Source organism: Heliomarina baculiformis (assembly GCF_019966545.1).
Lineage (GTDB): Bacteria > Pseudomonadota > Alphaproteobacteria > Rhodobacterales > Rhodobacteraceae > Heliomarina > Heliomarina baculiformis.
The window spans coordinates 211,060-233,966 of record NZ_JAIMIC010000004.1 but is presented as its reverse complement, the minus strand read 5'-3'; the positions used below and the strand labels follow the sequence as shown (position 1 = coordinate 233,966).

General features: G+C 59.3%; 21 protein-coding genes. 13 read left to right on the top strand and 8 right to left on the bottom strand.

The features are described from left to right. The first annotated feature begins 1 nt into the window (after position 1). From MF268_RS10975 to MF268_RS10960, 4 genes are all read left to right on the top strand, one after another. Positions 2 to 943 (top strand): alpha-E domain-containing protein, encoded by a 942-nt coding sequence (locus MF268_RS10975; protein WP_238370907.1) that lies wholly within the window; start codon positions 2 to 4, stop codon positions 941 to 943. Positions 944 to 958: 15 nt separating this feature from the next. Beyond that, entirely contained in the window at positions 959 to 1,756 is a 798-nt protein-coding gene (locus MF268_RS10970; RefSeq protein ID WP_238370906.1) for a transglutaminase family protein, read from the top strand. A 40-nt stretch (positions 1,757 to 1,796) separates the two neighbouring features. Further along, positions 1,797 to 2,528 carry a proteasome-type protease gene (locus MF268_RS10965; RefSeq protein ID WP_238370905.1) on the top strand — a complete coding sequence of 244 codons (732 nt, stop codon included), beginning with the start codon at positions 1,797 to 1,799 and terminating at the stop codon, positions 2,526 to 2,528. Between the two features lie 148 nt (positions 2,529 to 2,676). Beyond that, on the top strand, positions 2,677 to 3,780 hold the full coding sequence (locus tag MF268_RS10960) for an AI-2E family transporter (RefSeq protein WP_238371135.1): 1,104 nt from the start codon (positions 2,677 to 2,679) through the stop codon (positions 3,778 to 3,780). Here MF268_RS10960 and MF268_RS10955 read toward each other — a convergent pair. Genes MF268_RS10955 through MF268_RS10940 form a run of 4 tightly spaced genes read right to left on the bottom strand, consistent with a single transcriptional unit; the run spans position 3,744 to position 7,745 of the window. Continuing rightward, positions 3,744 to 5,297: a phospholipase D-like domain-containing protein gene (locus tag MF268_RS10955; RefSeq protein WP_238370904.1), complete on the bottom strand. Its 1,554-nt coding sequence runs from the start codon at positions 5,295 to 5,297 to the stop codon at positions 3,744 to 3,746. The two genes, MF268_RS10960 and MF268_RS10955, sit on opposite strands and share 37 nt — an antisense overlap. Then, positions 5,297 to 6,964 (bottom strand): histidine kinase dimerization/phosphoacceptor domain -containing protein, encoded by a 1,668-nt coding sequence (locus MF268_RS10950; protein ID WP_238370903.1) that lies wholly within the window; start codon positions 6,962 to 6,964, stop codon positions 5,297 to 5,299. The genes MF268_RS10955 and MF268_RS10950 overlap by 1 nt, the downstream gene beginning before the upstream one ends. 59 nt (positions 6,965 to 7,023) lie before the next feature. Continuing rightward, positions 7,024 to 7,581 carry an RNA polymerase sigma factor gene (locus MF268_RS10945; RefSeq protein WP_238370902.1) on the bottom strand — a complete coding sequence of 186 codons (558 nt, stop codon included), beginning with the start codon at positions 7,579 to 7,581 and terminating at the stop codon, positions 7,024 to 7,026. Further along, the gene (locus MF268_RS10940) at positions 7,578 to 7,745 is read right to left on the bottom strand and encodes a NepR family anti-sigma factor (protein ID WP_337926797.1); all 168 of its coding nucleotides are present in this window, start codon (positions 7,743 to 7,745) and stop codon (positions 7,578 to 7,580) included. The genes MF268_RS10945 and MF268_RS10940 overlap by 4 nt, the downstream gene beginning before the upstream one ends. 108 nt (positions 7,746 to 7,853) lie before the next feature. Between MF268_RS10940 and MF268_RS10935 the strand changes: the two genes are divergently transcribed. From MF268_RS10935 to MF268_RS10925, 3 genes are all read left to right on the top strand, one after another. Further along, on the top strand, positions 7,854 to 8,672 hold the full coding sequence (locus MF268_RS10935; protein ID WP_238370901.1) for a response regulator: 819 nt from the start codon (positions 7,854 to 7,856) through the stop codon (positions 8,670 to 8,672). Between the two features lie 203 nt (positions 8,673 to 8,875). Next, positions 8,876 to 9,202 (top strand): ElaB/YgaM/YqjD family protein, encoded by a 327-nt coding sequence (locus MF268_RS10930; RefSeq protein WP_238370900.1) that lies wholly within the window; start codon positions 8,876 to 8,878, stop codon positions 9,200 to 9,202. Between the two features lies 1 nt (position 9,203). After that, a complete protein-coding gene (locus MF268_RS10925; RefSeq protein WP_238370899.1) occupies positions 9,204 to 9,566 on the top strand; it encodes a phage holin family protein in 363 nt (120 codons plus the stop codon). Here MF268_RS10925 and MF268_RS10920 read toward each other — a convergent pair. Then, on the bottom strand, positions 9,541 to 9,897 hold the full coding sequence (locus tag MF268_RS10920) for a response regulator (RefSeq protein ID WP_238370898.1): 357 nt from the start codon (positions 9,895 to 9,897) through the stop codon (positions 9,541 to 9,543). The two genes, MF268_RS10925 and MF268_RS10920, sit on opposite strands and share 26 nt — an antisense overlap. Before the next feature lie 88 nt (positions 9,898 to 9,985). On the opposite strand from MF268_RS10920, the gene MF268_RS10915 reads away from it, so the two are divergent. Then, positions 9,986 to 10,714, top strand: a complete 729-nt coding sequence (locus MF268_RS10915; protein WP_238370897.1) for a Crp/Fnr family transcriptional regulator — start codon at positions 9,986 to 9,988, stop codon at positions 10,712 to 10,714. A gap of 40 nt (positions 10,715 to 10,754) precedes the next feature. On the opposite strand, the gene MF268_RS10910 is transcribed toward MF268_RS10915, so the two are convergent. Further along, positions 10,755 to 10,940 (bottom strand): PLDc N-terminal domain-containing protein, encoded by a 186-nt coding sequence (locus MF268_RS10910; protein WP_238370896.1) that lies wholly within the window; start codon positions 10,938 to 10,940, stop codon positions 10,755 to 10,757. Between the two features lie 196 nt (positions 10,941 to 11,136). On the opposite strand from MF268_RS10910, the gene MF268_RS10905 reads away from it, so the two are divergent. Continuing rightward, entirely contained in the window at positions 11,137 to 12,387 is a 1,251-nt protein-coding gene (locus MF268_RS10905; protein ID WP_238370895.1) for a DUF2254 domain-containing protein, read from the top strand. A 53-nt stretch (positions 12,388 to 12,440) separates the two neighbouring features. On the opposite strand, the gene MF268_RS10900 is transcribed toward MF268_RS10905, so the two are convergent. Further along, positions 12,441 to 13,565: a PRC-barrel domain-containing protein gene (locus MF268_RS10900; protein WP_238370894.1), complete on the bottom strand. Its 1,125-nt coding sequence runs from the start codon at positions 13,563 to 13,565 to the stop codon at positions 12,441 to 12,443. A gap of 260 nt (positions 13,566 to 13,825) precedes the next feature. Here MF268_RS10900 and MF268_RS10895 point away from each other — a divergent pair, with 260 nt between their 5' ends. From MF268_RS10895 to MF268_RS10880, 4 genes are all read left to right on the top strand, one after another. Further along, the gene (locus tag MF268_RS10895) at positions 13,826 to 15,199 is read left to right on the top strand and encodes an aspartate aminotransferase family protein (RefSeq protein WP_238370893.1); all 1,374 of its coding nucleotides are present in this window, start codon (positions 13,826 to 13,828) and stop codon (positions 15,197 to 15,199) included. A gap of 192 nt (positions 15,200 to 15,391) precedes the next feature. Next, the gene (locus tag MF268_RS10890; protein WP_238370892.1) at positions 15,392 to 18,748 is read left to right on the top strand and encodes a transglutaminase family protein; all 3,357 of its coding nucleotides are present in this window, start codon (positions 15,392 to 15,394) and stop codon (positions 18,746 to 18,748) included. 3 nt (positions 18,749 to 18,751) lie between these two features. Further along, positions 18,752 to 21,148 (top strand): circularly permuted type 2 ATP-grasp protein, encoded by a 2,397-nt coding sequence (locus MF268_RS10885; protein ID WP_238370891.1) that lies wholly within the window; start codon positions 18,752 to 18,754, stop codon positions 21,146 to 21,148. Next, on the top strand, positions 21,149 to 22,045 hold the full coding sequence (locus MF268_RS10880) for a transglutaminase family protein (RefSeq protein ID WP_238370890.1): 897 nt from the start codon (positions 21,149 to 21,151) through the stop codon (positions 22,043 to 22,045). On the opposite strand, the gene MF268_RS10875 is transcribed toward MF268_RS10880, so the two are convergent. Beyond that, positions 22,042 to 22,902 carry an ABC transporter permease gene (locus MF268_RS10875; RefSeq protein ID WP_238370889.1) on the bottom strand — a complete coding sequence of 287 codons (861 nt, stop codon included), beginning with the start codon at positions 22,900 to 22,902 and terminating at the stop codon, positions 22,042 to 22,044. The genes MF268_RS10880 and MF268_RS10875 overlap by 4 nt on opposite strands. Positions 22,903 to 22,907 lie beyond the last annotated feature (5 nt).

The window sequence follows — 22,907 nt, the reverse complement described above, 5'->3', positions numbered from 1 at the left end:
TATGCTAGGAAAGACAGCAGGCGGCCTCTACTGGATGTTCCGCTACCTTGAGCGCACGGAAAATATCGCGCGCCTGATCGAAGCCGGTTTCCGCATTGCGCTGACCCGATCAACAGACGCCGAATCCGAATGGAAATCGGTCGTGACGACCTCGGGCGTTTCTGCCGGATACGCGGCGAAATACGACAATTACACCGCGACCAACGTGGTCGACTACCTTTTGCGCGACACATCCAACCCCTCGAGCGTGACCTCGGTCACCGGGGCAGCGCGCGACAACGCGCGGCTGGTGCGCACCGCCCTGACCACCGAAGTCTGGGAAGCCGTCAACGAAACTTGGATGACGCTGACAGAGCTGCTGGCAAATCCGGTTCGCGAAACCGAACTGCCTTCGGTGCTGAACACGATCCGCCAGCAAAGCGCGCTGGTTCGTGGCGCACTTCACGGCACGATGCTGCGCAATGACATCTACGATTTCTCACGCATCGGCACCTTTATCGAACGGGCGGACAACACCGCGCGGATCATCGACGTCAAGTATTACACCCTCCTGCCAAACACGAGTTTTGTCGGATCATCGCTCGATAACGTACAGTGGGAAACCGTGCTCCGCTCGGTCTCGGCGCACCGCTCGTTCCGATGGCTCGGCGAAAGCGAAATGACCGCTTCTGGCATTGCCGATTTCCTGATCCTAGACCGCCGCCTGCCCCGTTCGCTTTCCTTCTGCATCAGCCAGATCGTCAGCAATCTTGACTATCTGGCCGAGGATTACGGCGAACGTCATGCCTGCAACGACATGGCTGAAAAGATTCAGTCCCGGCTCAAAAACCGTGACATCGAGTCGATTTTCGACGAAGGTCTGCATGAATTCATCACCGCTTTCATTCGGGATATCAATTCGCTCGGCCAGCAGATCGAAAGCGATTTCCGGTTTGGCGGCTAGAACGGAACCGACGTTTTGCATCTGACCATCACCCACACAACGCGTTACAGCTACGAAACTCCGGTCCATTACGCGCTTCAGAAAATTCGGCTGATTCCGCGCGACACACCGCAGCAGCGCATCAATGACTGGAAGGTGCAGATCACCGGCGGCAACCGCGAAGTGATCTACCACGACCAGCACGGCAACGTGACCGAGCTGATGCAGATCGACCCCGGCGCGTCCGAGGTCTCAATCACTGCCTCCGGCCGGGTGGAAACACGAGATACCGCCGGGATTCTCGGCAAGGTCTACGGCTCCATCCCGCTGTGGCTTTACCTTCAGCACAGCAAACTGACGAAACCCGGCGACGGCATCCGCGAAATCGCGGCCACGCTCGAAGCGGCGCAGGACAAGCTGACAGGGCTGCACGACATGTCCGCACGGATCGCCGAGGCGGTTAAATACGGATCAGGCCAAACCTATGCCGGAACCACCGCCGAAGAGGCTCTGAAAGGCGGCAAGGGCGTCTGTCAGGACCACGCGCAGATCTTCATCTCAGCCGCGCGCGCGGCAGGTATCCCGGCCCGCTATGTCAGCGGCTACCTGATGATGAAGGACCGGGTCGAGCAAAGCGCGACCCACGCATGGGCCGAGGCGCATCTGGATACACTCGGCTGGATCGGGTTCGACGTCTCCAACGCCCAATCCCCCGACGAGCACTACGTCAACGTAGCCACCGGGCGGGATTATCTGGACGCGGCGCCGATTTCAGGATTGCGCCAGGGCTCTGGCGATGAATCAATGATTGTGTCGCTGCAAGTCCAACAGTAATAAACGGTCCACGCGCCTCCTAATCCTTGTCGGAAATTTCATGACATACTGCGTTGGCCTCAGCCTTGATCGGGGACTTGTTTTCATGTCCGACACCCGCACTAACGCGGGCGTCGATAACTTTTCCGTAACGCGCAAGATGTTCACCTTCGAGGTCCCGGGCGAGCGGTTCATCACGATCATGACCGCCGGAAACCTTGCAACGACGCAGGCGCTGATTAGCCTGCTCGAGGAACGCTCCAAAGCGGCCTCGGATCGCGACCCGACGATCCTCAAGGTGCCGTCGATGTTTCAGGTCGCCCGGCTGATCGGCGCGACGCTCAAGGAAGTCATCAGCGACAGCACCAGCGAAGGCCAGACCTCCGATGCCGGGTTCCGCGCCACGCTGATAGTCGGCGGCCAGATCGAAGGCGGCCCGCCCCGGCTGTTCCTGATCTATCCCGAGGGCAATTTCGTCGAAGCGACCGAAGACACGCCGTTTTTCCAGATCGGTGAAACAAAGTACGGCAAGCCGATCCTTGTGCGGACCTATGACCCCAGCATGAGCTTCAACGACGCCGCAAAACTGTTGCTCGTCTCGTTCGATTCAACGGTAAAGGCAAACCTTTCCGTGGGCCTGCCCTTCGACCTGATCACCTATGAAAAGGACACTTTTCAAGTTCACAAGAAGATCCGGATCGAGCAGGACGACCCGATGTACCATTCGATTTCCACCGGCTGGGGCGATGCTCTCCGCGCGGCCTTCGATCTCCTGCCCTCCTACGAACTTTAAATCTCGGGAACTCACATTTTTTTGGAACCCAGCGCCGGGTTCAGGAGTTATGTGAAGTGCCAATGTTATCGGTGGCTAAAAAGCGGCTCCCCTCGCAAAATTTCGGCCTCTGGCTAATTGACTGTCTTAAATGGATTTTGACCGCTTGATGGACAACGAAATTTCTCCGACTATCGAAAATCCAATCACAGAAAAAACCAGCTTGCTGCGCACCCCTGTCCGCGAAAGTTCGGCACTCATCCGGGTCGCCGTCATTCTTGTTTCGCTCGTCATTGTCTTTGCCGTACTGGATTATGCTCAGAATTTTTTTGGCCCCGTGCTGGCCGCCTTTGTTCTGGGCATCGTCCTTTCGCCGGTCTCACGTCTCTGGATGCGGCTGAACCTTCGTCCGGCGCTTGCTGCACTTGCGACGCTGGTCATCGTACTCCTTGCGCTTGCCACGATCGTGCTGGTCCTTGAACCCTACGTCAGTCAGGCACTGGACCGCGCGCCCATGATCTGGCGCGAGTTCCGAGAAGCCATCGAAGGCGCCCGCCAGATGCTGCAGGGGCTGGACGAGATATCCAAGGATGTTGCCGCCTCGGTCGATCCCGAAACCCCGCGCGAGGCCGCCTCGGAAGGCTCGATGAACATGCCCAGCGCCTCGGATGCGCTTTTCTACGCGCCGCAGGTTCTGGGTCAGGTGATGATCTTCGCCGGGACGCTCTATTTCTTCCTGCTCGTCCGGGTCGAGGTCTATTCCTGGATCGGCGCGTCGCTGAAAAAGCTGACCGAGCATGACTTTGAATTCGCGGAACAGCAGGTCGCCCGTTACGTGCTGACCATCACCTCGGTAAACCTTGTTTTCGGCTGCTTTGTCGCGGGGGCCATGCAGTTGTTCGGCATGCCTGCCCCAATCTTTTGGGGGATGCTCGCCTTTCTGCTGAACTTTATCCTCTACCTTGGCCCCATCGTCATGGGTTTTACCCTGCTGGTGACAGGTCTCGTGGTATTCGACGGGCCGATCAGCGTTGCGCCCGCCGCGCTCTACATGTGCATGAACATGATGGAGGGCCAGTTCGTCACCCCAGCCTTTGTCGGTCAGCAGATGAAAGTCAGCCCCCTGCTCGTCTTTCTGTCACTGGTGTTCTGGCTGTGGCTCTGGGGACCGCTCGGCGGCATCATTGCACTGCCTCTGATGATCTGGATGATTACCATCGCCGAGGCCTCTCTGGGTCAGACCATTTCTTCGGGGATCCCCGGCAAGGAATGACCGAACCGCCGCGCCGGGGCCGAGGTATAGGGCACGATGAACCCCTTGCGATCCTCGGGCTTGGCGCGCGCGTTCTCGCGGGCACGGTTGCGCCATGCTTCGACCGCCTGATCCGGATCAAAGAAAGATTCGTTTACGCCCTCGACCAGCCAGTGCTCGAAACATTTCTTCTTCAGATGCGAGATGTGCTCGGGTTCAGATATTCTCACGCCCGCCTCGGTATCCCATTTCAGTGATCGACCGTTCAGGTTTGCCGAGGAAACGACAGCTTCACGGTGGTCGAAGATCGACACCTTCGCATGCACGTAGATGATCGGTGCCCCGTAAATCCGGCTTCGGTCGGGTGTGTCGCTGGGCACGGGTCGCGCCGGGGACCCGATGAAAATCCTTTCGCCAAAAGCCTCGCGCAGAATCTTGACGCTTTTGGCCTGCAGATATTCTCCGTAGCGAGCGTCCCCCGCTGATGACTGTTCAAAGGCGACGTCGTCCGGGGCCGCTGGGAGAATCAGTATGAGCTTCAATGCCGGGTTTTTCTTGGCCGCCTTGGCAAAACTCTTGGCCAATTTCACATCCCGAAAAAACTGACTTTCGAGGTAAATCAGGTTCTCCGACCGCGCGACGGCAGCGTGATGAAAATCCGACAATTCCGTTACGCAGACGCTCGGCGAAAGCCGGAACAGGTTGAGTTTCGGTTTGCGAGACAGTGTCCGCATCAGGTTTGGCAACTTGGGCGGGTCAATCTGGCGCAGAGTGACATCTTCGAAGGTCTCCAGATGTCGCAACGCATCTTCGACTTCGGGGCCTTTAACGCTGACCTGTATGTCATGCCACGTTTCGTCGGCCGGTCTTTCATGGGCCGGCGTATCGTAGCGCCTGTCGTTCAGATCCAGCCCGCCGATGTACAAAAGGTCCCGGTCGAAAACCGCGAGCTTTTGGTGATGCGTAACAGGCACAAGGAAAGGCAGCGGCAGCAGCCGCGCGCCCAGCTTGTCCTTGAAGCGGCGAAGGTTGCGCCTCAGAAACGGCACTTCGGACATGAAACGATCAATATGCGCATGATCGTCGGTGTTGATCTTCGAAACCGTCTTTCGGATTTCGAGATAGGTGCGCGGCCAAAGCGCAAGGCGCGTGATCGCCCCGACCCGCGCCGGATGCATCGACGCATGGACCCGCAGCAGATCCGGGTTCGTAGACAGTTCACCAGCGGCGGCAATCGCACGAATCGAAGACCATGTGCCACGATGCAGGTCCGGACGCAGCACAGGATCGAAATCGGTGATGGTCAGGTCGATGGACACACCGCGGCTTAGGGTGTGCGCGATCAGGTCCATCCAGGTGTCGCCAATTTCAAGCGCCTCTGGCGAATGCAGCTTTGTCCAGGGGTCGAAGATCCGGAACGCCAGCGTGACGCTCTCGCGCGCATTCAGAAACATGCGTTCGAATTCGGGGTAGGCCTCGCCGGCGGTTATAAAAACCTGAAAATCCCGAGAGGCCGCAGTTTGCGGGACCGGTCTCATCAGTAGCTTTCCGCCTGCGCTATGAAATCCGCCGCATCGAACGTCACGGTAAGGGCATACTCGTCGGGCTGATCTTCGACGTCCAGCTTGGCGTCAAGCTGAATAGCAAAGGCCTTGATCAATTTGGTGCCCATGCCCGTGCCCTGCATGGCAGGCTCATCGCCCACGCAGTTTGACAGATGAAACACACGAGTCTTGCCCTCGCCTGCAACGAACGACACCTTGATCCAGCGGTCACCACCGTTGGCTGCACCGACATACTTCATTGCATTGGTCGCAGCTTCAGCCGCCAAAAGCGACATCGGCACCGCCTGATCCGGGTAAAGCATGATATCCTCGATATCGGATTCAATCTGAACCGGCTTACTCTGGTCCGAGCCTATGTGGACGCTTTTCTCGATGACCTCGTTGATGAGGTTCCCGACATTCACCAGCCCGGCCGAGTTGGACTGGTAAAGATCGCGGTGAATGGTTGCGAGGCTCAGGACGCGATCCTGCACCCGCCGAAGGATCTCTTTTGCCTCCGGGCTCTCTACATTCCGGATCTGCATGTTCACGATCGACGAAATGAGCTGGAGGTTGTTCTTCACCCGATGGTGAATTTCTCGGATCAGCACGTTTTTCTCACGCACTGCATCTTCGAGATTAGCCTCGTCCTGCATGATTGAATAAGCCATGGTACTGAAACTTGTTTGGATCTCTCTCAGTTCCGTCGGCATTTCATTTACTGTCTTCGGCTCCTGCAAAGCACGGTCGCGCGCAAAGCGGACCATCTGGCGACGCAGGCTGCGCACATGGCGCAAAACAAGGTGATGGATGGCCCCGATAACAACGGCAAGGCTAACCAGCCACATAAGGATCGGAAAGATAAGCTGTGGATAGCGCCCGACGATCTGTTCGGCGAGCCCCGACTGCGCATCCCATATCCCCAACACGAACAGTTGGCCGTTCTGTATCGGTACGACGCTATAAATACGGTCCTGTCCCAGACGGTTCAGGCTTGAAAACGCGTTCGAGGTATCTGTCGTCAGGGCCGCAAGGTTCAGACCCGCCGGAAGCCGTTCGGGGCGGAACTCCTCCCCCCCGCGAAACGACAGAACATCGCCCTTGCTGTTGAAAGTAACGATGTCCTTCAAGGCCATCGCCGCTTCCTTGTCGTCTTGCTCGGGCGGCGAAAGCGTATGGTGCGGGATCGAAATCAGCACATGCCCGTCAAGCTGATCTCCGCTCAGGATGGGCACCGCAACCGAAATGACCGGAGAGCGCGTGACCGACGGGCGGGATACGACGCTGATCGAGGGTTCGCGAGAGCCGAGAAAACCGTAGTAGTTTTCGCTCTCCTTGACATTCATCTGGGTACCGGTCGAAGAGCATTCCATGTTACCTTCGGTGTCTACAATGCCGATGAAACTGAAGCGTTGAGAGCGTTCCGCGATGCCTGCAAGTTGCGCCGTGCACTGATCTACATCGCCCTCGATTTCCGGTGCAATCTCGGCGATCCCATCGGCAACGCCGAACGCCCGCTGGATCACCAGCCGCTCCTGCAACGCCGACTGCTCGACCATCGCCAGCAGCGCAAGCTCGGCATTACGCCGCGCCTTTTCGGTTACGTTTCGCGTTTGGAGAATAGCCATCAGCCCAACAGGCAGAAGCGCCAGGGAGATCATTACGATCAACCTGGCGCGAAGACTATTCCACCAACGATGCTCTTTGGGCACTTCTGAACTCATCTAGTGGTGGAACCGGCGCCAGCAACGACAGCCATCGTCGCCTGATCGGTCAGTTCCATCGGTCCATCATCTTCCAATTGCAGTATTTCAGCCAGCTTGGCCCGGCCCCGGTTGGCTCGGCTTTTAATCGTGCCGACGGCCACCTTACACATAGACGCGGCTTCCTCGTAGGAAAAACCCGAGGCCCCGACCAGAATCAGCGCCTCGCGCTGTTCGTCCGGCAGGGTCTCGAATGCCTTCTTGAAGTCCGTCAGCTGCATGCGACCGTCGTGGTCGGGCTTCACGGACAGTGTCGACGTGAACGCACCGTCGACATCGGCGACTTCGCGGTTCAGCTTGCGACGGCTCGAATAGTAAGTGTTGCGAAGGATAGTGAACAGCCAGGCACGCATGTTGGTGCCTTCCTTGAACTTGTCTATGTTGGTCCAGGCCTTGACCACGGTATCCTGCACCATGTCGTCCGCCGTGGCACCGTTCCGGGTCAAGCTGAGCGCAAAGGCACGAAGCGCAGGAAGATGGTCGACCAAACCGTCGCGAGGATCAGTTTTGTTCATTTCTTGGACTTCTCTTCCGCTTCCTGAGCTTTCAGTACTGCGAGCAAATCCTTGAACCTGTCCGGCAGGTCTTCTTGCACGAGATCCGAATAGACCAGCTTCAGATTTTGATCGATTATCGCTGCAACCCGATCCGATCCTTTATTGTTCTCTGTCGCCATCATAATTCTCTGCTATTCCCACTGCCGTTCAAAAAACCTATGCTACATCAGGAACCAAACGCAATGATCAGACGTTCGGTTCCGACTGATATGAAAAAAAGGCGAAATAATATGTCAGATGGTGACACGACACCTGACCTCTCCGACCAGATAGCCGGGGAGCTTCCATATCTGAGAAGATATGCACGTGCTCTGACGGGCGCTCAATCGAGCGGTGACAAATATGCGGTTGCGACGCTCGAAACGATTCTACAGGATCGTTCCGTCTTTACCGACGACGTTTCCGTCCGGGTCGGACTGTTCAAATGCTTCCATGCCATCTGGTCGAGCAGCGGTGCTCCCATGGCCGAGATCGAGCAGGAATCCACTTTCGCAAAGGCTCAGGCCTATCTTGGCAATCTTGAGAAAAACACGCGCGAGGCGCTGCTGCTTTCGACCGTTGAGGAGTTTTCCATCGCGGACATCAGCACGATCATGCAGATCAGCCGTGACGAGGTGCGTCACCTGATCAACGTGGCCCGTATGGACATGCAGAGTGCGATCTCCGGACGGGTTCTCGTCATCGAGGATGAACCGATCATCGCAGCGGATATCAGCGCCATCGTGACCGATCTTGGCCACGAGGTCACCGGCGTCGGTCGCACCCGGACAAGCGCTGTTGAACTGGGCAAGCAAACAAAGCCGGACCTGATCCTCGCGGACATCCAGCTCGCTGACAATTCCTCTGGAATCGACGCGGTGAACGACCTGCTCAAGGCAATCGGTGATGTTCCTGTTATCTTCATCACCGCATTCCCGGAGCGTCTGCTTACCGGCGAACGTCCCGAACCGGCCTTCCTGATTTCCAAACCCTACAAGGAAGATCAGGTTAAATCGGCGGTCAGCCAGGCAATGTTCTTTGCCTCGACCGAAACGCTGAAAAACGCGTGAATTAACCGGCAAAACGCTTTCGAGAAACCCGGCTCCTCCAGCCGGGTTTTTCATTTCAATCCCTAGCCGATGCCCTTCAAAACATGTGGATGAAATGCATGTTTCAATTTTTCTGGTCAGCTTGCTTAATGATTGCGAAACTTTAATCCAGTCGGCGCGTTAGCCCACCAAGCTCCCACAGAAATTCCTTAAAGGAGACCGAAATGGCCAATACTACGACGAAACTGAACCCCGGCGCTTCCGATAGCACTCAGCAGAAAACTGTCGACGAACTCAGCGCGCAGATTGAAACGCTCCGCAAAGACCTGTCGTCGCTGACGGAAACGATCACCGAAATCGGCCGCGAAAAGAAATCCGAGCTGACGAACACCGCTCGCCGCAAGAAAGCCGAAGCCGAAGATTATATTTCGACCCAAGCACGCGACGCGCGCGATCAGGCGACAGAGTTCGTATCGGCGCAACCCGCCACCGCCCTCGGCATCGCCGCCGGTATCGGCTTTCTTATCGGTTGCCTGACCAGCCGCCGCTAATATGCTTAATGGTGTAAAGCAAGCGGCGGCAGATGCCGCCCGAACAGCAGCCCTGCTTTCTGTGGGACTGCTGATTTTACTCATTGGCCTAGGCTTTTTAACGCTCGCGGCCTGGATCTATCTTTCCATCACATATGACGCGCTTACGGCTTCGCTGATCATCGGATGCTGTTACGCTGGCGTAGGCCTGATATTCATCGCGGTCGCGCTGATGAGCAACGGCAGCAGTCGACGTCACGCAGTGCGTCAGCAACAACGGGTTCAGGCAGCAGCCTCATCCTTGCCACCGAAATCTCCGCCGCTTGTGCAGGCGTTTCTCTATGGAATGCAGGCTGGGCTCAACGCCGGGGCGCGCCGAGATTGACGATCGCGCTCGAGATCATGTCTGTTGTGAATGGCCGTTGAACAAGGATCGAGTTCGGAACGGCGAGGTTATTGTACTCTGGCTGTTCGGCCACCACGACAGTGCGCTCCGAAAGAACGTGCAGGGTTTCCTTCACCCGCGGGCTACGTAGCTCCGACGAGGGAACGCTGACAATGGTAAGCCATGGCTTGGCGATGCGCACCAACGCGTCATGTGCATCTGCAATCGACGAAAAAACATGTACGACGCCGTCGGGCACAAACTCTGCGAGCGCTTCGGACAGGTCCAAAGCGATCACAGGGTCAGGATCGACTACGAAAAGATTTGGCATCGAGGAAAAGCTCCGTATTTTAGGAGACATTTAACGACGCTGCGAATTCTTCGCATTAAACTATGACATACAAGGTTAAGACCGCAGCATGCCAATCAAGTGTCAAAGATGCCCCCTGCGAAACAAGGACGCCTACATCGATCTCACCCCGGAGGAGATCAAGTTCATGGAGCGTTTCAAGGTTGGCGAACTCACCGTCGACGCCGGCGCGCCCATCCTCATGGAAGGCTCGAACAGTCCGCAGCTCTTTACGGTGCTGCGCGGCCTTGGCCTGCGCTACAAAACCACCGAAGACGGCAGACGACAGGTTATAAACTTTATTTTTCCCGGTGATTTCATAGGCTTGCAGGCAGGCATCATGCGGGAAATGGGCCATTCCGTCGAAGCGACCACGAAAATGACCCTGTGCGTCTTTGATCGCTCAGGTATATGGACACTTTTCAAATCTCAACCAGAGCGCGCATTCGATCTGACCTGGCTCGCCGCTGTCGAGGAGCATTTCCTTGGTGAAACATTGCTTTCTCTCGGCCAGCGCTCGGCCTCACAGGCCATCGCATGGGCGCTTCTCAAAATTTTTCTTCGTGGAAAAACCCTTGGTCTGGTGGAAAACAGGGCGATGGATCTCCCTTATCGCCAGCAAGATCTCGCCGATGCGCTGGGGCTGTCGCTCGTTCACACGAATAAGACGCTGGCGAAATTGCGGGCGAGTCAGCTGGCCAACTGGTCGAACGACAGCCTCAAGGTCTATGACCTCGAAAAGCTCGCCGAGATGGCCAGATCGGAAGCATCGCTGCCCAAGCCGCGCCCCTTGCTTTAGAAACGAAAAACGGGCCCGATGGCCCGTTTTCCTTGTCTCGTCACGCGATCTTCTGTCCCGATCTCGGCCCGGCGACAAGCCAGATGATAAAGCCGATGACAGGCAGGATCAGCACGAGCAGAACCCACAATACTTTTTTACCCGTGCTTGCGGCCGACCCGATGATCGAGATGATCGCCCAGATGTCCAGCACGAGAATAATTAGTCCGCCAAGTCCTTCCAGCATTTCAACGCTCCTTGTTTTGGCAATTTACTTGTCCCGTTCCGATACGTTCTAACCGTTGCGGGGCGTCTGCCAATTAACGCCTGAAGACGTCTCAGGTTCCCGAATCGTGCCTTTGCATTTGCTTTGCGCCCCACGTGGCTTAAGTCTGGGACGGGGCAAAACCGGGCTGCCCTCAATATCTGGAAAGGGCAAGATTTTGGATTCAGGCGCAAAAATCGCCAAACTGCTTCAGGACATCCGGGCCAGCTACTGGTTTCTTCCAACCTCGCTGGTTCTGCTGTCGGTCCTGTTGGCGCTCGCAACGCTTTATGTCGATCGGCACATGGATGACATGCCGTTCTCCCTGCCCGAGACATTCTCGAACACCCAGGTCGACGGTGCGCGCTCGCTGATGAGCATCATTTCCCAGTCTGCATTCGGGGTCGCCGGCGTCATGTTCTCCATGACGATGGTCGCCGTGTCCTTTGCGTCGGGCAATTTCGGCCCGCGCCTGATCGGAAATTTCATGCGCGACCGGGGCAACCAACTCAGCCTCGGCATTTTGATTGCCACTTTCGTCTTTGCCGTAATGGTCGCCCGCGCCATTCAGGACCCGGCCGATGCGGGCGGCGAAGATCCGATCGAGGCCTATGTGCCGCATCTGTCGATCATGGTTTCCATGGGCTTGATGGGCGTCTCGGTCTTTACCGTGATCTTTTTTGTCCATCACATTCCCGAAACCATCAACGTGGGCAACATCACGGCGGATCTCGGCAACAAGCTGGTCGCTGCTATCAAGAGCCTTATCGAAGACGATGAAAAGGATGACGATAAAGACCACGACTGGCCCGAGCGAGACCCGGATACCATCCTGTATCTCGGCACCAGCGGCTATGTTCAGGCCTTCGACAAGTCGCTGATGACAGAAATTTCAAAGAAAAATGATCTATTGATCTACGTGGTCGCCCCGCCCGGCGATTTTGTGAGTGAAGAGACCCCCGCCCTTCACATCTGGGGCGAAAAACCTGACGAGGAAACCTCTGGCAAACTGCGCGGCTGTTTTGCCATCGGCCACAGCCGCACCGAGGATCAGAACCTCCTGTTCCTCGTCGATGAACTGGTCGAAATGTCGGCCCGTGCTCTCTCGCCGGGAGTGAATGACCCGTTCACCGCGATCAACTGCCTGAACTGGATGTTCGCTGCCAGCCTGACCGCCGCGAATTACAAATCAGGTCTGCGCGAGGATCGAAGCGGCCGTGTGAGAACTGGCAGTCTCACCTTTCTTGACGTGCTGGAACAGGGTTTTGGCAACTCGCGGCCCTATACGGAAACGGATGCGCTTTGCGACGCACATGTTCACAAACTCCTGAGCCGGATGCAGAAAGATCTCGAGAATGAACAAGACCGCGAAACGCTCCGTCAATTCCATTCAAGGCTCGACAGCACGCCGCGTAACCTGCGCACATAAAAAATGGCCCGCCTGAAGGGCGGGCCAAAGTTTGGAGTGTACTCGGTTACGAATTAATCTTCGTATTCGGGCAGCGACTCGAGTTGTTCCTTCGTCATGTTGACGCGGACACGGATGTCGTCGCCATCGTTCTGACGCTGAATGTTCAGCTCGTCCGATGCCAGGGCAACCGGCTTTTCGCCAATGCCGAGGAAGCCGCCTACGTCAACAACCGCACGGTCAATCTTCGACGAACCGTCCAACAGCAGCTCGGAAACTTCACCGATCCACTGATCGGTCGAGTCATAAACGCGCGCGCCGGTCAGGTCGTCCGCAGTGAGTTCGTCAGCACGAACCATCGTGTAACCTTCGTCGGCAACCATCTCGTTGGTCGCGGCGTCGCTATTGGCCATCTCCGAGTCGGAGTTCATGGTCTCGTTTGCGGCCATGCCAGTCGCGGCACCGGTTGCAGCCGGATTGGCAGCTTCGTCGCTTGCGACGTCATCGGTCATCGGCTGAAGCTCGCCCTGAGCGTTATCGATCGCTTCGTCGGTTTCCTGTGCAGCGTTTTCAGCGGTGTTCTCGATCGCATCGCCGGTTTCTTCCGCAGCGTTCTCCATCTTGTCGCCTGCATTGTCAGCAGCAACGACAACGTCGTCGGCGGTGTTTTCGGCAGCGTTCTCAGCGTCGTTCATAGCCATTTCAGCGTCGTTCTCGGCGCGGTCCCAGCTATATTCGGGCGCTTCTTCAAGGTTCGCACGGCTGGCATTTATCACGAGGAAGAAATCGCCCTCGTCTTCGGCAGTCGCGTCATCGGAAACGAACTTGATGGCGTTCATGTCGACGGAAATCTGGCGCTCGCCAATACCGAGGAACCCGCCGATATCGACCAGAACGGCGTCTACGCTGCCATCACGGTTCAGCACCACGTCGTTGATCTCACCGATGTCTTCCCAGTTGTCCTGAAGACCTTCGTAGCCTTCCTGGTCAACTTCGTTTTCGCTGGTGTAGACACGCATGCCGATAAAGTTCGACGCGTGGATTTCCATCGGGCCCGGTTCGCTGCGGAACATGCTGTCGGAACCGTTATGCATCGGTGCGGCAGCGTCGGATTCAGCAGCGGCTTCGGTGTTGGTCTGGGCGTATACACCGGTTGCGCTCGCCGCAATCAGGGCAGTAGTCATCAAAAGGCGTTTCATCATTTCTCTCCTACCAATTACTCGGCCAGAGTTTCCGTCTGGCTCTCGGATATCAAACAGCCTAGCGGGGCTTCCGGTTCCTTTAGGTTTGCGAAAGTCGCGAAATTTTTTGGCGCTCGGCCAAGTGCCGCCGATACGATTATTGCGCTAATAGCGGTCATTGCAGGGGGCTTTGGGCACAGGAAATCCCGGCAAAGGGATGGTTGATCGGCCGCGAATCCCGTAGGTGTCACCCAGAATTCGCAAGAAAAGGACCCGACATGCTGAAGAACGATCAACTGGATCAATGGGATAGAGAAAACTTTTTTCACCCCTCGACTCATCTTGCCCAGCACGCGCGCGGGGAAAGCGCCAACCGGGTGATCCGGACGGCATCGGGTGTCCATATCGAAGATCGCGACGGCACGAAGCTGCTCGACGCCTTTGCCGGGCTTTACTGCGTGAACGTCGGCTACGGCCGTCAGGAAATTGCTCAGGCCATTTCCGATCAGGCGAGCGAACTGGCCTATTACCATTCATACGTCGGCCACGGCACCGAAGCGTCGATCACCCTCTCCAAGATGATCCTCGATCGCGCGCCCGATAACATGTCCAAAGTCTATTTCGGCCTCGGCGGGTCGGATGCGAACGAAACCAACGTCAAGCTGGTCTGGTACTACAACAACATCCGCGGCCTGCCGAAAAAGAAAAAGATCATCTCGCGCTGGCGCGGTTATCACGGCTCGGGGCTGGTGACCGGCTCGCTGACCGGACTGGAACTGTTCCACAAGAAATTCGACCTGCCGGTCGAACAGGTCACCCATACCATCGCCCCGGACTATTTCCGCCGCGAAGACCTCAGCCAGAGCGAATCCGAATTCGTCGCCCATTGCGCGTCTGAGCTCGAAGCGCTGATCGAGCGTGAAGGCGCGGACACCATCGCCGCCTTCATCGGTGAACCGGTCCTTGGCACCGGCGGCATCGTTCCGCCCCCCGCCGGGTATTGGGAAGCCATTCAGGCTGTTCTGAACAAGCATGACATCCTGCTCATCGCGGATGAGGTCGTGACCGGTTTCGGTCGACTCGGCTCCATGTTTGGCTCCGATCATTACGGTCTGAAACCCGATCTCATAACCATCGCCAAGGGTCTCACCTCGGCCTACGCGCCGCTCTCCGGCTCTATCGTCGGTGAAAAGATGTGGAAGGTTCTGGAACAGGGCACCGACGAAAACGGCCCCATCGGCCACGGCTGGACCTATTCCGCCCACCCGATCGGCGCGGCTGCGGGCGTGGCCAACCTCAACCTGCTCGACAAGCTGGGTCTGGTGGCGAACGCGGGCAATGTCGGCACCTACCTGAACCAGCAGATGAAGGCCGCGCTTGGCGATCACCCCAATGTCGGCGACATCCGGGGCGAAGGTATGCTCTGCGCCGTGGAATTCGTCGAAGACCGCGACGGGCGCAAATTCTTCGATCCCGCCAAGAAGATCGGCCCGCAGGTGTCGACCAAGATGCTGGAACAGGACCGGGTCATCGCCCGCGCCATGCCGCAGGGCGACATCATCGGCTTTGCTCCGCCCTTCTGCCTGACCCGCGAAGAGGCGGACAAGATCGTCGGTGCGACCCAGCGCGCGGTCGAAGCCGTCCTCAGCTGATAAAGACCTTCGCCGTGCCCGCAAATACGGGCACGGCACCCCGGTGAACGGCGCAATCCGCCGCGCCGTTTTCCCGCGCATCCGACCCGCAAGCCGAGGCCGTGCCAAGCCCGCTTCGGGCCTTTCCCTTTACATGTGATCGCAAACCGTCTTTGCTGCATCGCAGCTTTCCAAGAAGGAAAAGACAGTTACATGGCAATCACCGCAAGCATCCGTCACCTGACCCATTACAAGTACGACCGGCCCGTGACGCTGGGCCCGCAGGTCATCCGGCTGCGGCCCGCACCGCACAGCCGGACAAGGGTGATTTCGCATTCGCTCAAGGTCAGCCCGGAAAACCACTTCGTCAATCACCAGCAAGATCCCTACGGCAACTGGCTGTCGCGCTTTGTCTTTCCCGAACCCGTCACCGAATTCCGCATCGAGGTCGATCTCGTCGCGGATATGACCGTCTACAACCCGTTCGATTTCTTCGTCGATGAAACCGCGCAAGAGTGGCCCTTCGACTACCCCGCCGAACTCGTTGAAGACCTTTCGATCTACCGCAAGACCGAAACGCCCGGGCCACTGCTGGCGGATTTCATGAAATCGATCCCCCGCGACAAGACCGGCACCGTCGACTTCCTCGTCGGTCTGAACGCGCGGCTCTCGAATGAAATCAACTATGTCATCCGGATGGAGCCGGGCGTGCAAACGCCCGAGGAAACTCTTGGCACCGTACGCGGCTCCTGCCGAGATACAAGCTGGCTGCTGGTACAGATCCTGCGCAACCTCGGCTTTGCCGCGCGTTTTGTCTCGGGCTACCTGATCCAGCTGAAACCCGATCTGGTCGCGCTTGACGGCCCTGCTGGCACCGATCACGACTTCACCGATCTCCACGCCTGGTGCGAAGTTTACCTGCCCGGCGCAGGCTGGATCGGGCTTGACCCGACCTCGGGCCTTCTGACCGGGGAAAGCCATATACCGCTCGCCGCGACCCCGCATTACTCTAACGCCGCACCCATCGTCGGCGGTTTTTCCTCCGCAGGCGCGCCTCAGGTCGATTTTGATTTCGACATGACCGTCACGCGCACCGCCGAACACCCGCGCATCACCAAACCCTTCTCGGATGAGGCATGGGAGGCGCTGGACGAGCTCGGCCACAACGTCGACGCGGTGCTCAAGGAAGAAGACGTACGCCTGACAATGGGCGGCGAGCCGACATTCGTCTCTATCGACGATTTCGAATCCCCCGAATGGAACACCGCCGCCGTCGGGCCAATGAAACGCGGCCTTGCCGACGACCTGATCCGACGCCTGCGCGAGCGTTTCGCGCCCGGCGGATTTTTGCATTACGGTCAGGGTAAATGGTACCCGGGCGAAACCCTGCCGCGCTGGACCTTCTCGCTCTACTGGCGCAAGGACGGCAAGCCGATCTGGAAAGACGACGCCCTGATCGCACGCGAAGGCGCCAAAACCGGTGCCAGCAAGGAAGACGCCAGCAAGCTGCTTGGCGAAATCGCCAGCGGTCTCGGCATCGAGCCCGACTACGTGGTGCCGGCCTATGAGGATCCAGCCGAATGGATCATCAAGGAAGGCAACCTGCCCGAAAACGTCACCCCTGAAAACTCCAAGCTGAAAGACCCCGAGGAACGCCACCGCATTGCCCGCGTCTTTGAGCGCGGGCTGACCGAACCCTCGGGGTATATCCTGCCGGTGCAGGCATGGCAGTCCAAGGCCAGCGGTCACCGCTGGCGGTCGGAGAAATGGAAGCTCCGGCGCGGCCACGTCTACCTTGTGCCTGGCGACAGCCCGGTCGGCTACCGCATCCCGCTCGGCACGCTGCCTTATGTGCCGCCTGCTCAATTCCCCTATACCTACCCGACCGATCCCACAGAGCCGCGCGGCCCTCTGCCCGAATTCGCCGAGGAAGCCTCCGATTTCGGGGGACCCGAAGCCACCGAAGGCCGCAGCCAGCCGGTCAGCGCGCCAAATGCGACCGGCGCCACGCAAGATCTGATCCCGCAAGAACTGCACGCGGTCGGCGGCGCCGTGCGTACCGCGCTCTCGGTTGAACCCCGCGACGGGCGGCTTTGCGTCTTCATGCCACCGGTTGAATCGCTCGAGCAATATCTCGATCTGATCCATGTCGCCGAAGCAGCGGCCAAGAAACTAGACCTCCCCGTCCACATCGAAGGCTACGCCCCGCCACACGACCCCCGCATGAACGTGATCCGCGTCGCGCCCGACCCGGGCGTGATCGAGGTGAACATCCATCCTGCCGACAACTGGGACGATTGCGTCGCCACCACTAAGGCCGTCTACGAAGAAGCCAAGCTCTGCCGCCTCGGGGCCGACAAGTTCATGATCGACGGCAAACACACCGGCACCGGCGGCGGCAACCACGTGGTTGTCGGCGGCGAGACCCCGAATGACTCGCCGTTCCTGCGCCGACCCGACCTGATGCGCTCGCTGGTGCTTTACTGGCTGCGCCACCCCTCGCTCTCCTACCTGTTCTCCGGCCTCTTCATCGGCCCCACCAGCCAGGCACCACGCGTCGACGAGGCTCGCCATGACAGCCTCTACGAACTTGAAATCGCACTGAACCAGATCCACGCGCCGGGCGAAGGCACGCCCCCCGCGCCATGGCTCACCGACCGCCTGCTGCGCAACATCCTCGTCGACGTCACCGGTAACACCCACCGGGCCGAGATCTGCATCGACAAGATGTTCTCGCCCGATGGCCCGACCGGCCGACTTGGCCTTGTCGAATTCCGAGGCTTCGAGATGCCGCCCGACGCCCAGATGAGCCTTGCCCAGCAGGTACTGATCCGCGCCCTGATTGCCCGGTTCTGGAAATCGCCCGTGAAAGGCAAACCGGTGCGCTGGGGCACGACGCTCCACGACCGTTTCATGCTGCCGCATTTCGTCTGGGAGGACCTGATGGACGTGCTGCGCGATCTGGGTGATCACGGGTTCACCTTCCGGCCCGAATGGTTCGAGGCGCAGGCTGAGTTTCGCTTCCCCTTCTGCGGCGAGGTAGAATACGAAGGCGTTCATCTCGAACTGCGTCAGGCGCTCGAACCTTGGCATGTGATGGGCGAACGCGGCGCGATCGGCGGCACAGTGCGCTACACTGACAGCTCAGTGGAACGGATGCAGGTCAAGCTCTCGGGCGGCGATCCGTCCAGATATATCGTGACCTGCAACAAGCGCGCCGTGCCCCTCACGGCGACCGGCACAAACGGTGTCAGCGTCGCGGGCGTGCGTTTCAAGGCATGGCAGGCGGCGGAGTCCATGCATCCGGTGCTGCCGGTCAACGCGCCCCTGACCTTTGACATCTTCGACACCTGGACAGGCCATGCGCTTGGCGGCTGCACCTATCACGTGGCCCACCCGGGCGGTCGGAATTACGAAACCTTCCCGGTCAACGGCAACGAGGCCGAAGCACGCCGCCTTGCGCGGTTCGAAAAGATGGGGCACACCCCCGGCAGCTACTGGCCCGAGCCGGAACATCCCCATCCTGAATTCCCCCTGACCCTCGACCTCAGGCGGCCTCCCGGACTTTGATGCATGAACAACGCCGCCCATTCCCGCAAGACAGGAGATCTCCTCGCCGGGTATCACCCGCAAGACGGCATCGCCGATGAGCTGATGCAGGCCGATGGCCGGATTCGTCCGGTCTGGGAACCATTCATCAATTTCCTTGCCGGGCTTGGGCCACAGGATCTTGCGCGGCGTTTTGCGCGGGGCGATCAGTATCTTCAGGATGCGGGCGTCTATTTCCGTCAATACACCGATACCGGCTCGACCGAACGCAACTGGCCGCTCAGCCATATCCCGGTGGTCATCGGCCCCGACGAATGGAAAACCCTGAGCGAAGGCATCGTGCAGCGCGCCGAGCTGCTCGAACGGGTGATGGCCGATCTTTATGGCCCCGGCGAACTGGTCAGCTCCGGCCTCCTGCCGCCCGAGCTGATCACCCGCAATCCAGAATGGCTCCGCCCCGTCGTCGGCACCAAACCCCGCTCAGGACATTTTCTACACCTGCTCGCCTTTGAAATCGGCCGCTCGCCCGATGGCAGCTGGTTCGTCCTCGGCGACCGCGCACAGGCGCCCTCCGGCCCCGGCTTCGCGTTGGAAAACCGGATGGCCACCAGTCGGGTCTTCTTCGATCACTTCCCGACCGCGAACGTGGCCCGCCTCGCCAGTTTCTTCCGGGGTTTCCGCGACGCGCTGAATGAGTTGCGCGGCACCAGCGAAGGTCGCGTCGCGATCCTCACCCCCGGCCAGCACACTGACACGTACTTCGAACACGCCTACATCGCCCGTTATCTCGGCCTCATGCTGCTCGAAAGCGAGGATCTTCGCGTCGAAAAAGGCGAGCTGATGGTGCGCACGATCCACGGTCCCCAACCGGTAAGCGTGATCTGGCGGCGGCTCGACAGCCGGTTCTCCGATCCGCTCGAACTCGATGAAGGTTCGGCGCTCGGCACGCCGGGCATGGTCGCCGCGCTCCGGAACGAGGCGCTGACCATGCTGAACTGCCTCGGCTCCGGCGTGCTCGAGGCACGCGCGCTGATGGCCTTTCTGCCCCGTATCGCCCGCACCTGGACGGGCGAGCCGCTCAAGCTGCCCAATATCGCGACCTGGTGGTGCGGGCAGCCGAACGAGCTGAACCACGTGCGTAACAACCTCTCGGACATGATGATCGGCCGGGCGCTCTCGACCAGCCTGCCCTTCGACATGGATGCCGCCACGGCACTGGGCGGATCGTTCCGCGACGGCGCGCAGGGGCCGGTCGAGGACTGGCTGAAAGAGGACGCCGCAAATCTCGTCGGGCAAGAGGCCGTGTCGCTCTCGACCACGCCCGCGATGATCGACGGCCAGCTTGTCCCGCGCCCGATGGTGGTGCGCGTCTTTGCCGCCCGCACGGCCGATGGCTGGACGGTGATGCCTGGCGGCTATGCCCGGATCGGCCGCACCGAGGATCCGACCGCGCTCGCCATGCAAAGCGGCGGATCGGTGGCAGATGTCTGGGTCATCGGCGACGAACCCGTGGTCGCCGACAGCCTGACCAAGCAGGCCGCAGGCCCCTTTGTGCGCCGCACCCCGGGAGAGCTGCCGACCCGCGCCGCCGACAACCTGTTCTGGCTTGGCCGCTATGTGGAACGCGCCGAAAGCCAGGTCCGCAAGCTGCGCGCCTATCACCTGCGGCTCGAAGACGCCGGCGACAAGACAAACCCGCTGGTGGCTTACCTTGGCGATTTCATCGGACGGCAGGGCCTGGATGTGGATCACCCCGTTCCGCGTCAGTTGCTAAGCCTGTTCCAGCTTGCGCGCGGCTGCGCGGGCAAGGTGCGCGACCGGTTCTCGACCGATGGCTGGCACGCCGTCGCCGATCTCGAAACCTCGGTGCGCGAGATGAGCGATCTGCAACAGGCGGGCGACGAGACCGTCCGCGCCATGACAGTATTGCTGCGCAAGCTCGCCGGATTCTCGGGACTCGTGCATGAAAACATGTTCCGCTCTGCCGGATGGCGTTTTCTCACCATGGGCCGCGCCATCGAACGGGCCGAGAATATCGCCGCTCTCCTGATAGATTTCGCCGACGCCCGCGCCCCGGCGGGCAGTTTCGACATCGCGGTCGAGGTTGGCGACAGCACCATGACCCATCGCCGCCGCTATTCGGTCAGTTCGAACCGGAATACGGTGATCGACATGATGGTGCTCGACAAGGCCAACCCCCGCTCAATACTTGCCCAGCTGGAACAGCTCTGCGAGCAAGAGGCCGAGGTCCGCGCGCCCGACAACACCGATCAGATGACCACCCTATCACGCCGCATCCTGCGGCTGCATACGGAAATCACCACCGCCATCCCCGAGGAAATCGACCGCAAGAGACTTGAAGCCATCCGCAAGAAAATCATCGGCATTTCCGACGCGATGACCACAGAGTACCTGAACTAGATGAGCACCCTTTACGACATCAAGCTCAAGATCAGCTACCGCTACGAATACCCCGCCGCCGCGGGCCGCAGCCTGCTGCGCATCATGCCGCTGAACCTGCCCGACCAGCAGCTGATCTCAGGCGCCGTTTCCTGCGATCCGCCCAGCGATTTCCGCCGAGATTCCGCCGATTTCTTTGGCAACCGCACGACCGAACTTGCCCATGACCGGTCACTCTCGCGGATCACCTTCCGCTTTGACGGGCGGGTGCGGCGCAGCGCCGATCTGGTCTCTTTCGATCTGTCGCGCGGGCTTTCGGCGATCCGGCAGGAAACCGACGCGATCCGCTCGATCCAACCGACCTCGCCGCATCATTTCCTCGGGGCGAGCGAACGGGTCACCCCCGGCGCCGAGATTTCCGATTTCGCCCGCGACACCGTGCGTTCCGACATGTCGACGCTGGCCGCCGTGCAGGCCATTTCCCATGCCCTGCATCGCACGATGACATTCGACCCGGAGTCGACCGAGGTCTCGACCAACCCGCTCGATGCCTTCCGAAAACGGCGCGGCGTCTGTCAGGATTTCACCCATATCATGATCGCCGCCCTTCGCGCTGTCGATATTCCGGCGGGCTATGTCAGCGGCTTCATCCGGACAATCCCGCCCGAGGGCAAGGAACGACTCGAAGGGGCAGATGCTATGCACGCCTGGGTCAGGGCATGGTGCGGCGCCGACGCGGGCTGGGTCCAGATCGACCCCACCAATAACATGATGGCAGGCAACGACCACGTGATTGTCGCCATCGGACGCGACTATGCCGATGTCTCGCCGGTCAAGGGCTCGATGCGCGCCTTTGGCCGACAGACCACCCGGCACGAGGTCGACATGGTCTCGGTCAGCCCGGCGCCCGCACCCTAGGCGTCTTCCTTGTTGCGCTGCGCCACGACGCTCAGCAGCGCCAGCAGCCCGGACCCGATCATCAGGAACACCGACACCGCGTTCAGCACCGGGGTCGAGCCGACCTTGACCATGCGGTCATACATGGTGATCGTGAGCGGCGCATCCGACCCCACCAGCATCAGCGTCGTGTTGAAGTTCTCGAAAGATACAAGGAACGCGACCACAAATGCCGAGAACAACGCCGGCACCAGATAGGGCAACGTCACCGTGGCCAGCACCCGCCCCCGGCTCGCCCCAAGGTTCAGCGCCGCCTCTTCCAGCGATTCATCAAATTTCTGAAGCCGCGCGGCAATGACCAGCGAAGTGATCGTCGTCAAAAAGGAAAACTGTCCCAGAACGATCAGCGGAATACCGGGGCGCAGCCACGTCGGGTTGAAATCGAACACGTTGTCGATCCCGTTCGCGATCATGCTCGCAAAGACAAGGATCGCGATGCCGACGATCACGCCGGGGATCACCAGCGGCACCACCATCAGCACGTACAGCGCGTTCTTGAACGGAAACTCCTTGCGTACGAACAGAAACGCATTGCAGGTCCCCGCAAGCACCGCCAGCGCCGACACGATCACCCCGATGTAAAGCGAATTACCCAATCCCCGCATCAGCCGGTCATCGTGAAACATGCCCAGCTTCGGCTCGGTATCGTTAAAGAACCAGTCGAGCGTAAATCCCTGCCACGGCAGCGACGGGAACATGGAGTCGTTGAAGGCAAAGACACCCGCCGCCAGCAGCGGCGCGACCAGATAGATGAAAAAGATCACCACATAGGCACGATACACGAACCCAAGGAATGGAGAGCGGTTGCCAGAATTCATCGCGC